Genomic DNA, 14,725 nt, shown 5'->3' with positions numbered 1-14,725 from the left:
GTAAATAGCTTTATCATTTCTGTGCCTTTTTACAGATAAAAGGACCGAGGAGCGGAATCTCATCACCTTGCTTGGTGTATTTAAAGCCCACGGTACAAATGCCATCAGCAGGGGTAGTGACCTCAAGTGTGTTGTGGGCATCCAATGTATCCAAATATACCTCACCATCAAAACCCACTACAGTGGTTGGTGTATCTTCGTTGGAGATCAAGGTGACTTGACTGCCAAGGGCAATCGGTTGCTCATCGCTATCGATTAATACAATGGTTGCTGAGCGCACGGGAGTGATATCAAAAGCGACCATAACTCCGGCACGGTCAGTTGGAGTCGCGTCCAGACTGACTTTATTAATGCGTAAGTCAGCAGGCAACTGCATGGGGTCGATAGCAATCTTATTCTCTTGATAGGCATTGAGCGGTGTCACCAAAAGTAGTCCGCGGCGGTTGGTCGTGCCAATAAGATTGTTTTGCAATAGGACGGGCACATCAGCGATACCGCCAGTCGATACCACCGCAAATCCGCTATTAATTTGGCGTGCAGGAAACACATCGCCGCCCATCATCACTAACGACCCTGTGCCACTGGCGTAAGTGGCATAGCTGTCATCATTACTACTGATGCCAGCCTGAACCCGCCCGTAGCGCCCAAGATAGCTCAGCTCAGCCAAAGCGCCTGTACTGTCTTTAGCATTACTATTTAAGCTGTCGTCTGATTGGCTAGCCGCGCTGTGGCGTACCTGCGCGCGCCAATCAATGCCACCTGCGCTTGGCGCTGATTTTGAGATATCTGCTGTGATGATGTTTTGCGCTGCGGTGTGTTGCAAGCTACTTCGCATTGACATATTGCGATCTAGTGATAGCGATGCGCCTATCGACAGGCTACTTTTTGCTGATTGGTCAAAGTCATGGTTATAATTGAGGTTCATACTTACTCGTCTGCCAAAGGATTTGGACCAAGAGACACGGGCAAATTGCGTGTCCTCTTTTTCAGCTTGGGCAACCTGATGGTAACTTAGCCCAAAATTACCGAGCGTCGGTATGCTATAACTAGTAGATATTTGCTCACTTCGATGTACAGGGGCATTGCCATATTGGGAGCCTACATCGCGATATACACCAGAAGTTCCCAGCGCATTAAAACCAATGTTAAAGCGACGATTATTCCATGAATAATTGGTGCTGTACTGCATGCCGCTTTGTCCCTGACTATGGCTTGCGGCTAGCGAGGCAAACAAAATACCACCAGCGCGCCCCAATAGCCAAGTCCCACCGACACCTGCATTGGAGAGACCGTGCGTCACTTCGGCATGGGTTTCAGCGGTAAAACGGTTGGACACCCCATGGCGCCAAGTTCCACTGGCGACAAGCGCATCCCCATAATCAAAAGATTCCGTCCCATAATTTTCACGCACTGCGCCCATCTCAACTGACCAATCAGACAGTCCGGGCTGGAGCAGTAGATGGGTGTCATATAAGGAAAAGTTTAGCGTCTTGCTTTGACCCAAGGCATCGGTGACCACCAGTTGCGCCGTTCCTGCGCCACTGATACTAGGCGCGGTGTCCAGCTCAAAGGGACCGGCGGGCACCTCACCGCTATAGTGTTTAAGACCATCAATAAACAGCTCTACCTTTGAGGGTAGAGTTGCTGAGCCAAAAAACGATGGCAACGGTGTGGTCGAGCGATAAGGCTGCAGATTAAAGTTGGTGCCGATTTGTAGACCGCCCAAACGTGTCGACCGCGTCCACGATAATGCACCGGTCAGAATATCGCCTGCCCGAACCGTCAGCAGCTTATCAGGGAAGGATTGACTCCAGCTAGTATCAAGGCGCACGGTTTGACCCTTCCACTGACTGTGACGACTGTCATTAGCAGCCGTATTTGCAGTCGTTAAGGCGGTAGAGCTGACCACGCCAAGCGCATTAAAGGCGCGCAGCTCCGTATAGGCGCTCAGACTTTTAGTGCTATTCTGAGTTTGACTGCCATACAGGTTATAGTTTAATAACAGACCGGGCGAGGCGCTCGCTTTTGGGCGCTTATTGGTGCGCGTACTATGGGTAGTCATATCTAGCTTGAGCATATCGAGTGGAGCAATAAGGGTGAGTGTTTGCTGGCGTGCATCGTAGTCAATATTCAGCTTAGGTAGGCTGTCAAGGGCGATAGGGTCACGGCTTGCCTGTAGCGATGGAGGCAACACAAAGCTCAGCTGTTGCAAGATAGCTGCTGTTGCCCAAAGGCGCTCATCACGGTAGTCGAAGTGTACTAGACCCTTACTGGCACCATTCAGCGTGACGTCCAGATATAAATCCAGCCCTGCATCGTCATCATCACTATAACGGTCCAAATCAAGCTGAGCCAAATCCGCATCTATATTAGCCTGAGCAATGGTATCCGTTTGAGCCTGAATTGTAGGCTCCATAGCTTTCGCAACACGCAAAAAAGCAGCGTTGGTATCAACGCTGCTCGTAGAGATGTCTTCACTCAGTGCCGTGGCGTGGCTAATAGAGACTGCCACACCTTGCAAAAAAACGACCTTAGCGAGTGTTTGTGTCCAGCGTGACGTCTGGTGTCGTCTGAGTGCCATTCATCATAACCTTGAATTTACCGCCTGCCGTCAGTGCAGAGGGCGGCATTTTCAGCGTCCAGTTCATCGTGGCACCAGGTAACACATACCCTAGTAGCCCCGGATTCATCACCGTACTATTACCCGCCGTATCTAAAAAGCTCAGCCCAGCCAATTGGGCATGACCATTGCCACTATTGCTGACGCGGAGTTTTACCTCTTTGCCATCCGGTTGCAAGTGCATACTCCACTGCAATTTTGGACTGGTCTTAGTCACCCCAACCGGCTGGACAAAGACGGGTAAAGAGTAGGTGAGTACAAATTGTATGCCACTCTCTTGAATGGCAGACTCAATCGGCAGCTCGTTAACCAAAATACGATAAGTGCCTTCCACTGCGCCAGCGCCTTGCGGTGGTGCCTTGGCGCGGATGATGCGGATGAGTTGGTTTTCACCCGGTTTTAGCTCAATCATGGGCGGACTGGCCAGCAGTCCCCGGGAGGGGATGAGCTTATCGCCAGTGTCATCCTGTGACCACTGATACACACGCACTTGCGCATGTACCACATCATTACTCGAGTTGCTGAGGGTCAGACCACTGGCCGTCTCTCGAGCTTGTAGGCTCAAGGAGATCGGAGAGACCTGTAAGCCGCCTGCCACTGCCAAACCAGACGACAGCAGCAAAGCGGAGATAGCCACAGGTCTCACGATACGGCGTAACCAGAGACTTAACATGGCGATTAGTAGTTTACACCGATCGTAACAGTATCTTTATAAATGCCTGGTATAAGGGCGTTCATGTTGGTGCCTGTCACTTTTGCATATACTGTAAAGTCTTTGTTTCCCGCTGTAGCTGTACCTGTACCTGTACCACCTGTTGTTGCGTTATTTTTAAGTCCAGCCGCCCAAGCAGTAGTACCCTCTGCATCGGTAGTCAGCTGATAAGCTAATGTAGCTGTATTACTAGTAGTATCAGATTTCAATAGGCCCTGACTTTCACCTACTCCAGGATTAGCTGATGTCATTGAAACACTGTAAGGGGTAGTGTTAGAACAGGCTACCTGGAAAGTACTGCCTATAGCTGCGGGGGCACCCGCGTCAGACTTACCGGCTAGGGCAATAGCGGTGCCTGCTGTTACGACACAGCTTGCTTGAACGTCCATTGAGACGGCCATAGTGCCACTATCGGTAGCATTTGCACTAGAGATAGCGGCGAATCCACTAGCAGTAACTAGGGTAGCGGCAAGCAGTTTTTTGTTAAATAACATGGTAAATCTCCAAAGGATTAGGTTTTTTAGCGTTTTCAAAAATATAAAATTTAGGATTCAACTGAATACTAAAATTTACCGTAGTAAGATCTAAAATCAGATCTTTTAATAATTTGGAACCTATCCACACAGTACAATTACCTGATAATGACAATATATATACATTTATTATATAAACTAAATATATATTCAAGTATTTGTATATATATTGTAACATATATGTGTGCAACTGTACACTCGAATAGTACTTAAAACTCACATTTAGTGTGTGATGGTTAGTTGGTTAAACTTGGGTCATAGAAGGCAGTCATAAAGCTTGATATTTTTTTAATATCCAGCTCTAAGTCGCTGATGTATAGCGGAAATTGGATGCTCGGGGCGTTAGAAAGGTAATATCTTGCTTGCAGTGAAGATGAGTGAAATATGTCCGTTGTTTTTGACAAGGTTTATGCTTGGCGATAGCTATTCTTTAGCGAATAGAATGCAGTGATATCTAGAAATTAAAGTTTAGATTTTATAATGATTGAGAGGGCGATAAAAAGGTCGGCTAGCCTTAATTAGCCGATCTTTTTGATAGCGCTAGACAGATTAACGACCGCTTTGAGATACCGCTAAATCACTAGCGTAAGCAAATAAAGCGGGCGCGCCGCCAGTATGCCAAAACAGCACACGGTCCGTTTTTTTGATTTTACCGGTACGAATCATATCGAGTAGTCCGCCCATCGCACGACCTGTATAAACAGGATCTAATAATATCCCTTCCAGTTGCGCGGTCATAGTAATGGCTTCATTTTCTAGTGCACCAATCACTCCATAACCGTCTCCCACATAATCAGAATTAAGCACTAAATCTGCCTCTGGAAAGGTGTAGTCTGCCTTAATCAATGCCGCCGTGCTATTGGCAAGGGAGATGATATACTGATCAAACGGCACTTTATCGGTTTCACCTTTATCAATATTGATACCCACTACCTGATAGGGTGAATCAAAGATTTTATTACCCAGCATCAAGCCCGCTTGTGTCCCGCCGGAGCTGGAGGCAAAAACGATATGCGTGAATGAGATATCCCTCTCTTGACGTTGTAATTCAAGCTCTTTAAACGCTTCAACAAAGGCGAAAGCACCGAGCTCGCTTGAGCCGCCATAAGGGACAATATAGGGTCTCTTACCTTCTTTTTTGAGTTGTTCTACGATATCAGGAATGTCTTCCCCTTTACGGTTGCTGCCTGCCCAGTGGATATGGCAGCCAAAAATCTTATCTAACAATAGATTGCCTTGCAACTGTTCTGGTTCTTGTCCACCCAAAACCAGATGGCATTCAAGTCCCAAACTGGCTGCGGCAGCTGCGGTCTGGCGACAATGGTTTGACTGCGCGGCACCTGCTGTCACGATTGTATCCGCACCTTTAGCAAGGGCGTCCCCAATGATAAATTCAAGCTTTCTGGTTTTATTACCGCCTAATGCCAGTCCCGTATTGTCATCGCGTTTCATATAAATTTTAGGACCATCGAGTGCTTTGCTTAATCTGGTCAGCTCAATCAACGGCGTTGGGAAAAACCCTAAAGGTTGCCGATTCATACTCGGCAGGCTTGGTATAGATTTATTTTGCATCATTCATCCTCTCTGAGATAAGGTAAGTTACAGATACCCTTAAATAATATCCGACCATAATAACAATTTGAGTCATACGGACTTCCTATAATTATAAGCTATAAATTCGAATGACTCAGTCTTGGCGAGCTACTGCTATTTACTTTTATATTGGTATAAAACCTACTTTGGAAAAAGTTGAGGTATTTCAGTGATACGACCTAAAAAAATGGTGGTCATACATAGAGTATAACCACCACCGGAGAAGTATTTTGAGAATAGAGTAACTAAAACTTAAATAGCAGGCTTAAATTTTCTACGGTAGATACTACGTATTACAGGCATGAATATCATCAAAATAGCCAACAACCATAGCACTACTGTGATAGGGCTGCTCCATAAGATACTAAGCTCGCCTTGAGAGATAGACAGGGCACGTCTTAAGTTAGACTCCATGAGCTCACCCAATACATAGCCCAAAATAAGCGCTGATAAGGGGAAGTTTAGTTTACGTAAGAAGTAACCAAATACCCCAAGTGCCACCATAAATACCAAGTCAAAGGTCGTGCTATGGATGGAATATACGCCAACGAAACTGACCGCAGCAATGGCTGGTATCAAGATATAGTTCGGCACGTCAAGCAGTTTGGCGAACAAACCCACCAAAGGGATGTTCATGATCAATAAAATCACGTTACAGATAAATAGTGAGGCAATCAGACCCCATACGATATCTGGCTGCTCAGTAAATAACTGCGGACCCGGTGTGATGTTATATAACGTCAATGCGCCCATCATGACTGCTGTCGTACCAGAACCTGGCACACCTAGCGTCAACATTGGCACAAATGAGCCACAAGCTGAGGCATTATTTGCCGCTTCTGGCGAAGCAACACCGCGAAGATCACCATCACCAAAAGTACCGGTATCACCAGCAATTTTGCGTTCACTGGCATAAGTCATGGCACTGGCAATCGTTGCGCCTGCACCTGGTAAGATACCAACGACAAAGCCCATGAGACCACTGCGTAGCATGGCTCCAAAAGCAAAAGTAAACTCTTTAAAGTTTAAGAGACTGCGTTTACCTTGTTCAATAACCTTGTGTCCAGTCGTGGTTTTTTCGAGCAAGATTAGAATTTCACTCACACTAAAGAAACCAATAACAATGGTAGTAAATTGAATACCATCAGATAGGTTGACGGAATCAAAGGTAAAGCGATAAATACCCGTAACGGCATCAACCCCAACCGTTGCTAGACCAAGACCAATTAATGCGGCAATACCCGTCTTAACTGGTTGATCACCTACCAAACCACTTAAACACGTGATAGCAAATACCATCAGTACAAAGTATTCAGCAGGTCCAAATGAGATTGCCCATTTGGCTAATAACGGCGCAAATAGCACCACGCCGATTGTCGCGATAGTGGCACCAACGAAGGAGCTGACAGCAGATAAAGACAGTGCAATACCAGCCTTGCCTTGTTTTGCCAATGGATAGCCATCCAAAGTCGTCATAATGGCGCCGGCATCACCGGGTACGTTAATGAGAATGGCAGAAATACGACCACCATATTCACAGCCAAGATACACGGCTGCAAGCAGAATGAGCGCACTCTCAGGCGGTAAACCAAGGGCAAAAGCAAATGGCAGTAATATCGCCACACCGTTAATCGGGCCAAGACCCGGCAACATACCCACAATCGTACCTAAAAAAGCTCCGATTAGTGCAAGAAGTAAGTTTTTTGGGGTAGATGCAACAGCAAAGCCATGCATCAAAAAATCAAAAGTATCCATATTGGCTATCCTATTATCTCTGACAACAATCCGAGTGGTAATTTGACATCTAAAAATAGGTCAAATAAGACATATAAGCCAATACTGATTAACACTGAAAAGATAAAACTCTTTAGAGGATTACCTGCAAACAGTAAACCTACGGCGAAAGACATCAGAATAGTGGCAAGAATAAAGCCCAATACTTCAAAAATGAGACCATAGACCAATAAGGCAAGCGCACATAAAATAAGATTACGGATGATCGTTTTGTTTAAACCCAATTCAATCGCTTTAGTAAAACTGGCGGGACGAAAAGCAACGACTAAGCAGCCAAAGGCAAGCAGTGAAAAGATTAAAATAGGGTAAGGACGAGGACCAATTGGGTCATAAGCAATAGGGGCAACATAACCAATGGCTAAGTATATTAAGAATATACTGACCAGTGCCATCAGCCCGGAAAACAAACGTTCCATTGTCATAAGGAGCATTCCTTGAATTTTGGGGGCAAAAGGCTGACAAATAGACATTCTGCCAGCCCTTTGAGAAATACCAAAACATTTGATATTCAATTACTAAAAGTTATTAAATCTTAACGTAACTATTTGGTTGGTGCCGCTTCAACAAGACCATATTCAGCAGATAACTCGCGTAGTTCGCCCGTACGCTTATAAACGTAGGCTTGTAGCTCATCGCCAGTCATAGAGAAAGGTAGCAATTCTTGTTGCTCACGTATTTCAGCGAATTTCGGATCAACAAGCATCTTATCGAAAGCCTCTTTCCACCAGTTATAAGCACTAGGGCTTACGTCTGGACCCATGTAGTAACCACGAACGACTGGCCACGTCACATCATAACCTTGCTCTTTCGCAGTAGGAATATCGGTCATCGTCCCGCCCAATCTTTCATCTGCAAATACCGCTAATACACGTAATTTACCTGCATTGGCTTGTGGCATAATCTCAGCAATACCGGCACTAACAACAGTAATATGATTGCCCATCACCGCTGTGATCGCCTCGCCGCCGCCTTCCATCGCAACATAAGTCATGTCACTAGGCTTAACACCAACTGCTTTGGCTAAAATAGCGGTTTGCATCCAATCTTGACCACCAACACTACCGCCAGCACCAAAGCTGATCGCTTTTGGATCTTTTTTGAGTTCCGCAACTAAGCCAGCCAAATCTTTGATAGGAGAGTCTGCATTGACTGCAATAGCGCCATAATCAGTACCAACACCGGCTAGCCATTTCACGTCTTTTTCAGTGAATTTACCAAATTTGCCTTGTGATAAATTAAGAATAGAGCCGGTAGAGAAGGCAATAATGGCATCGCCATTGTCCCGATCATTAGCAACGATTTTGTTATAAGCAACAGCACCGACGCCGCCTGGCATATAGGTGACGCGCATAGGATCTTTTAAGATACCAGTATCTCTTAAGCCAGCTTGAGCAAGCTTACAAGTCAAGTCAAAACCGCCACCTGGTTTGGCAGGCGCAATACATTCTGGACGTGAAGGGGCAGTGAGCTCAGTTGAGCCATCTGCGGTAGTCGCATCTGTACTTGCAGTTTCGTTTGCATTGTTACAAGCGGTCAAAGATAGGATAGACAGGCCAAGAGCCAGATAGGATAGTTTTTTCACACGACACTCCTTGTGTGTATTTTTACAATAAAAATTCAATAGAATTTTGGCCAAAATATAAAGTTATTACAGGTGAAGTGAAGACTCGATTAACGAGATGACTAAACTTCGTAACAGTAGAGATTTATCACTTGCCAAAAGTAACAGAATATTTTAAAAATAACAAGAAACATATGTATGTATATATGAATTTTATAGTAATATATTAAATTGAAGGCGGCATAATATCTCCTGTTATAGCAATATGCAGGATGAATACATGATATGAATACCTTCAAAAGAAAACATTTAATTTAACTAAAACAGATAGATAGGATGATTTAGTGATGGCGGAGATGATTTAGATGTATCAAAAATCACGTTGATATCAATACCATTACGAAGCTATGACAACGATTTGAGAAGTTATGAATTTAGTGAGAAAAATAGATATATGGGGATCAAAATATAGCAGACAGGTGTAAAAATTTTAAAAAACCACGGTATATTTTGCCTATGAGAAGTTAAAATATCAGCTGGATAAGTAAAATTGCGAGTATTCCAATACCAATATCTAAGGGCACTGCCTTGAATAATAGCGCATTAAAAAGCTTGTCTTTGTTTATAACGACTTGAGAAGCGCCTAACATCAGACTACCTCCTGATGAGAAAGGCGAGAGTGATGAGCTTTGCGCCCCCACAACAATACAGGTAAATAGTAATAAAGGGCTTAGTCCAGAGGCAACGGCTAGGGGCAGGACCATAGGGAATAAAGTAGGGGCGACTACCCCGAGCGTACTAGCAAATATCGACATAATGGCGCTAATCACAAAGACTAAAATCGGTATCATCCAGATAGGTACATTGGTACTTAGCCATTCTGTCAGCTCGTAAATAACGCCTATTTCTACTCCGAGGCTGATTAACATACCAACACCACAAATCATAATGAGGGTATTCCAAGGTATTAAAGCAATCACTGCTTTTTCATCGCCTAATTTTAAAAATAAGCTCACTAAAGCAAAAAATATGGCGATAAAACCAATGTCAATCCGAGCGTTCAAAAACTGAATCGCTGATACTTGTGGCATGAGTAAATTTAAAATGGGCACGATAAGTACAATAGCCATCATAATAAAAATCAGTATAAGAGACTGTTTTTGCTTACTGTCAAAGGGTTCTGGTATGGTCGTCTGAATCGCGATTTTGCTGTTTTTGGCATTGATAAAGCTATAAGCACCCAATACAATCATAGGCATTATAAAAGTGACAGCGAATATCCCTAACACATAAGTAAAGGTATTATCATTTGCGACGCCTGCGCCGCGCATCAGCTCTCTAAAAATAACACCGCTTTGTGAGGTGATAAAGTTAGCACCCGCTAAGGCACCATAGTTCACTGATAAAGTAGCAATGACAAGATTTAAGTTAGTGCGTTTAGACAACAGCAGGATCATAGGTGCCATCGTTGCTAAGACCGTATAATAACCAGCGCCTAAGCCCGCAATAATCGTGGCCACAAGGAAAATAACCAAAGGTAAGAATGCGGGAAAGTGACGGCACTTATAGATTAAATGATTAGATAGCTTTTCTAAAGCACCGTTAGCTAGGGGAAAGTTGTAGAAAAGAGTCACCGCAAAAATAACAAAGAAAATTTTGAGAGGCCATAGCTCAACAATTTCATGTGCCTTCATCCCCATACCGAAACAACCGATTAGATATGAAAATGCAATAGCAAATAGGCCAATATTAATCTTAGTGGTATAGCCCAAAATGATACATATCACGATGGCGGCTAGAATATAAAGAGTCACGACTACTCCTTGACCTTAACTGTATGAATTCTATAAAAAACCATAGCAGTTTTTACAGAGTAAAGAGTATTACGCTAATATTGACACAGGGTTTTCTGGACTAGAAGAGCTTATAAATCTTCAAAGTGCATTTGTTTGAATAGAATGATAGCAAAAAAGTTGGCGTTAATTAGGAAAGATTAATCATAAAAATATAATAATGCTTTAATATTAATGTGATACCTAGCAAATGCGCTGAAAGTTTAAGAGAAGTTGATCAGAGATAACGTAGTTTTACAGCAATAGCAGTGCTTGACGAGATTGAAACAGTTAATAAAAACCTTTCCACTGTGGTGAAAAAAATGCTAAATAATTTCAAAGAATTTAAAATGCCACGTTATGAGCAAGTGCGATGGCATATACAGACCTTACTGACAGAGAGTAAATGGGATGAAAACACACCCTTACCTACGGAACAGGAGTTTGCAGATAAGTATGAAGTATCTGTAGGAACCGTCCGAAAAGCGGTCGAAAAATTGGTAGAAGATGGGGTGTTAATAAAGCAGCAAGGCAAAGGCACCTTCTTAAAACGTCCAGATTTTGCAAGCTCACTATTAAGGTTTTTTAAGTTTCGTGATAAAGATGCTCGCTATGTCACACCGACAGGCATAATTAAAAAAATCATGGTTATAGACGGTATTGATGACATTAATAAAAAACTAAATATAGGTAAAAACAAAGCGCTCATTTATATAGAACGTACGCGTATGGTTGAAGATAGAGTCTTGTTAAGTGAAAAGATTTGGTTACCTAAGAGTCGCTTCCAAGCTTTTGCAACCTTAAATCCTGAAGATTTCGAGAATCTTCTCTATCCGTTTTACTATACCAAGTGTGGTCAATTTGTGTCATCTGCTGTAGAGACGCTGTATTTTATAACCGATCACAGCGACGATTATTTGGGCAATACTAAGCAAGAAAACTTAGTTAAGGTATGCCGCATTGCGAAGAATCTAGAAGGCGATCCTATCGAATATAGAGAATCCTATGGGCTGGCAGAGAAGTTCAGCTATGAAATCAATATTATTTAGGCGTTTATTGAACCTATATTAATAATTAAGTGACCGTTTGAGATAAACAGATTAAAAGACAGTACCTTTAGGAAATACTAAAAGTACTGTCTTTTTTGCATATATTTTTCTGTTTTATCAATTACCCTGTATTGCGTAGACCCGCTGCCAAAGCATTAATACTACGGATTAATGGATCTTCAACGTCGAGGTCACCATGATTGGTATCGCTTGTAGCGTCTTTTTGTCTGGCACGCTTTAATAGCTCAATTTGGATATAGTTGGTTGGATCTAAATACGCATTCCGCCATTCAAGAGAAGCGGCAAGATTCTGCTGATGTTCTAATAACGACTCTTGGTTAAGCAAGGAGTTTAAACCTGAATAGGTCAGCTCGTGCTCATCCGTCACCGCTGTCATAATCTGTTCACGTAACCTCTCATCGTCACATAATTGGCTATAAGCATGAGCAATACTCATATCAGACTTGGTAAACGCCATTTCAATATTGCTAATAAACACGTTAAAAAATGGCCAGCAGTCAATCATTTCTTTCATCAGTGCTTCATCATCGATGACGCTATGCAACGCACTGCCGACACCATACCAAGCGGGCAGTGTAAAGCGTGCCAGAGACCAACCAAATACCCAAGGAATTGCGCGCAAAGTCGTCTTACTTGGTAGACCTTTATTACGATGGGCAGGGCGTGAGCCAATATTTAATAAGGAGATTTCTGCCACTGGCGTCGCTTGGGAGTAGAACTGATAAAACCCTTCAGTATGATCCGTTAGCTTGCGATAACGCTGCTCACCTGCATCTGCTAAACGCGCAAAGAGCGCTTCATAATGTGGCAGTTCAGGCGGTTGCACCACGAATCTTGAGGAGCAAGCTTTAAGCGTGCCAGTGATGCCCATGGTTAGCTCAAATACAGCGGTATCAGTGTTGGCATATTTGGCATAAAGGACTTCGCCTTGTTCGGTCACTTTGATTTGCCCATGCAGTGTACCAGCGGGTTGCGCGGCAATCGCTTTATGCGTTGAGCCGCCACCACGACTGACTGAGCCACCGCGACCATGAAATAGGCGGGTTTTGATGCCATATTCTTCTGCGATACGGTTAATGGTCTGCTGCGCGCTATAAAGCTGCCATGCAGAAGTAATGATGCCTCCGTCTTTTGAAGAGTCCGAATAACCCAGCATGATTTCTTGGGTATTATCTGAATGCTGCAACAACCCTCGATACAGCGGATTATCTAAAACTGCAGGTAAGATCTGATCGATGTTTTTAAGATCTTCTATCGTCTCAAATAACGGTGCTACTGGCAAGTCGGCAGACAGTCGCCCTTCGTCATCCACTCTACATAAGCCTGCAAAGCGCATGAGTAGCAATACTTCTAATAATTGACTGGCGTTATTGGTCATCGAAATCACATAACTGCCAAAAGTATCTTGCCCAACCAGTTTGCGTAAAGTCGCTACTGAGTGCATCAAGGCCAATTGTTCGCGTGTTTTATCCGTTAAATTATCGGTATAAATGAGCGGTGTGCCTGGTTTCTCAAGCAGGCGCGTCAACCATTCTTGGCGCTCGGTTTCATTGAGGCTTTGATAGTCAGGCAAGTTAGAAGCATTGGCAAAAATATCGGCAATCACTTCGCTATGATAAGACGACTCTTGGCGAATATCGAGCGCTGCCAAATGGAAGCCACAGGTCTTTACCAAACGTATTATATCGAGTAATAAGCCTTCGCCATGTGCAGTATCATGAGTATTCACACTTTGACGGATGATGCGTAAGTCTTCTAATAGTTCTTGTGGATTGGCGTAGGCATCTTTTTTAGCCTCAGTATCATTCCCTTTGCTTTGGATTAAAAGATTGGTGGCTTTGACTTTATTCAGGATTAAGGAGAGGAATCTGCGATAAGGTTCATTGCCGTAATCATCAAGATTGTAATCGAAGACTCGTCTGTCGAGCTCACTATAACTTTCAATCTTGGCATACACATCAGGTTCGATAGTAACAATCGTATCACTATGAATAAGCTGACGACGTAGTTTCTTGAGCAGCACTTGATAGTGACGCAATACAGTATCTGCATGCATCAATACGGCCATTTCTGTAGTGTCATGAGTGACAAAGGGATTGCCATCTCTATCGCCACCAATCCAAGAGCCAAAGCTTATGAAAGCAGGTAATGGGTAGTCTGTTAGCTCAGGATAGATATCAATAATGGCGTTTTTAATATTACGATAAACCTTAGGAATGGCGTTGAATAAACTGGCATTGAAATAATGCAGACCATTATTTATCTCGTCATAGACCAAAGGCTTACGCGTCCGCACTTCATCAGACGACCATAGCAGATCAATCGTTTGCGCCGTTTTTTCTCTGGCTTGCTCGTAGGCAAAACTGTTTTGTGCAACGTTATTTAAGGCATCGCTATGCGTAAATAAACCTTGTAATAAGTTCATCGTTGTACGTCGACGCGCTTCAGTAGGATGCGCGGTAAATACAGGGATGAATTTTAGTTGCTCAATGAGCTCTTGCATCTGTGCTGGCTCAATATTGCGCTCACGACACTCTAGTAAAGTACGGCGAAACGATCCTTCCCAGCTTTGCTCTGATTGCATACGTAATGCATGGCGCTTTTCACGTAGATAATTTTCTTCACTTAGATTGGCTAAGAAAAAATAGATAGAGAAGCTGCGGATGACATTTTTTAAGGCTTGATTGTCCAAAGAGGCAATAAAATCGATGAGCTTCTGCTTATGAGCTTCATTAGGCTCACGGCGCTGTTGAATAAAACCTTTGCGCAGCGTTTCAATCGTATGCAGCGTTTGTTCACCAGTCTGGCGAGAAATCGCATCCCCTAGGAAGGAACCTAATAAGCTGATGCGTTCACGTAATATGTCATTATCTATTATCATCCTTGACCTTCTCCTTAAATTAATTAAAAAATAGTGAAGCAGCAAATCTGTAATTTTGTATAAAGAAAAATACTGCTTAATATAATGTTTAGTAATGAGCAGTGAATAGGACTAATATTCGCTTTTATC

At 43.4% G+C, this 14,725-nt stretch carries 10 protein-coding genes; 1 reads left to right on the top strand and 9 read right to left on the bottom strand.

Features of this window, described 5'->3' with window-relative positions; translation table 11 throughout:
* Positions 1 to 13 precede the first annotated feature (13 nt).
* The 8 genes from M0221_RS09195 to M0221_RS09160 all read right to left on the bottom strand — a co-directional run bounded on the left by M0221_RS09195 (position 14) and on the right by M0221_RS09160 (position 10,627).
* The gene (locus M0221_RS09195; RefSeq protein ID WP_483283637.1) at positions 14 to 2,581 is read right to left on the bottom strand and encodes a fimbria/pilus outer membrane usher protein; all 2,568 of its coding nucleotides are present in this window, start codon (positions 2,579 to 2,581) and stop codon (positions 14 to 16) included.
* The gene (locus M0221_RS09190) at positions 2,532 to 3,293 is read right to left on the bottom strand and encodes a fimbrial biogenesis chaperone (RefSeq protein ID WP_483283636.1); all 762 of its coding nucleotides are present in this window, start codon (positions 3,291 to 3,293) and stop codon (positions 2,532 to 2,534) included. Before M0221_RS09190 ends, M0221_RS09195 begins: the two co-directional genes overlap by 50 nt.
* Positions 3,294 to 3,298: 5 nt before the next feature.
* Positions 3,299 to 3,826, bottom strand: coding sequence for a spore coat protein U domain-containing protein (locus M0221_RS09185; protein WP_483283635.1), 528 nt, complete (start codon positions 3,824 to 3,826; stop codon positions 3,299 to 3,301).
* Positions 3,827 to 4,414: 588 nt separating this feature from the next.
* Positions 4,415 to 5,437 (bottom strand): D-cysteine desulfhydrase family protein, encoded by a 1,023-nt coding sequence (locus M0221_RS09180; RefSeq protein ID WP_483283634.1) that lies wholly within the window; start codon positions 5,435 to 5,437, stop codon positions 4,415 to 4,417.
* A gap of 273 nt (positions 5,438 to 5,710) precedes the next feature.
* A complete protein-coding gene (locus M0221_RS09175) occupies positions 5,711 to 7,213 on the bottom strand; it encodes a tripartite tricarboxylate transporter permease (RefSeq protein WP_011514147.1) in 1,503 nt (500 codons plus the stop codon).
* Between the two features lie 5 nt (positions 7,214 to 7,218).
* A complete protein-coding gene (locus M0221_RS09170; RefSeq protein ID WP_483283633.1) occupies positions 7,219 to 7,674 on the bottom strand; it encodes a tripartite tricarboxylate transporter TctB family protein in 456 nt (151 codons plus the stop codon).
* Between the two features lie 119 nt (positions 7,675 to 7,793).
* Positions 7,794 to 8,834 carry a Bug family tripartite tricarboxylate transporter substrate binding protein gene (locus M0221_RS09165; protein ID WP_483283632.1) on the bottom strand — a complete coding sequence of 347 codons (1,041 nt, stop codon included), beginning with the start codon at positions 8,832 to 8,834 and terminating at the stop codon, positions 7,794 to 7,796.
* Between the two features lie 503 nt (positions 8,835 to 9,337).
* Positions 9,338 to 10,627 (bottom strand): SLC13 family permease, encoded by a 1,290-nt coding sequence (locus tag M0221_RS09160; protein WP_011514144.1) that lies wholly within the window; start codon positions 10,625 to 10,627, stop codon positions 9,338 to 9,340.
* 341 nt (positions 10,628 to 10,968) lie between these two features.
* On the opposite strand from M0221_RS09160, the gene M0221_RS09155 reads away from it, so the two are divergent.
* Positions 10,969 to 11,694, top strand: a complete 726-nt coding sequence (locus tag M0221_RS09155) for a GntR family transcriptional regulator (RefSeq protein WP_133105025.1) — start codon at positions 10,969 to 10,971, stop codon at positions 11,692 to 11,694.
* Positions 11,695 to 11,815: 121 nt separating this feature from the next.
* Here the strand turns inward: M0221_RS09155 and ppc are convergent, their stop codons facing one another.
* Positions 11,816 to 14,596 carry a phosphoenolpyruvate carboxylase gene (ppc, locus tag M0221_RS09150; RefSeq protein ID WP_483283631.1) on the bottom strand — a complete coding sequence of 927 codons (2,781 nt, stop codon included), beginning with the start codon at positions 14,594 to 14,596 and terminating at the stop codon, positions 11,816 to 11,818.
* Positions 14,597 to 14,725: the final 129 nt, after the last annotated feature.

The organism is Psychrobacter sp. ANT206, from assembly GCF_056880555.1.
Note: the sequence above shows the minus strand (reverse complement) of the source record. Positions and strands in the feature narration are given on the sequence as shown.

Bases quoted from the DNA above. Each gene is read 5' to 3' on its own strand.
- M0221_RS09180 (WP_483283634.1), bottom strand. From the start codon at position 5,437: ATGCAAAATAAATCTATACCAAGCCTGCCGAGTATGAATCGGCAACCT.
- M0221_RS09195 (WP_483283637.1), bottom strand. From the start codon at position 2,581: ATGGCACTCAGACGACACCAGACGTCACGCTGGACACAAACACTCGCT.
- M0221_RS09175 (WP_011514147.1), bottom strand. From the start codon at position 7,213: ATGGATACTTTTGATTTTTTGATGCATGGCTTTGCTGTTGCATCTACC.
- M0221_RS09155 (WP_133105025.1), top strand. From the start codon at position 10,969: ATGCTAAATAATTTCAAAGAATTTAAAATGCCACGTTATGAGCAAGTG.
- ppc (WP_483283631.1), bottom strand. From the start codon at position 14,596: ATGATAATAGATAATGACATATTACGTGAACGCATCAGCTTATTAGGT.
- M0221_RS09190 (WP_483283636.1), bottom strand. From the start codon at position 3,293: ATGTTAAGTCTCTGGTTACGCCGTATCGTGAGACCTGTGGCTATCTCC.
- M0221_RS09170 (WP_483283633.1), bottom strand. From the start codon at position 7,674: ATGACAATGGAACGTTTGTTTTCCGGGCTGATGGCACTGGTCAGTATA.
- M0221_RS09185 (WP_483283635.1), bottom strand. From the start codon at position 3,826: ATGTTATTTAACAAAAAACTGCTTGCCGCTACCCTAGTTACTGCTAGT.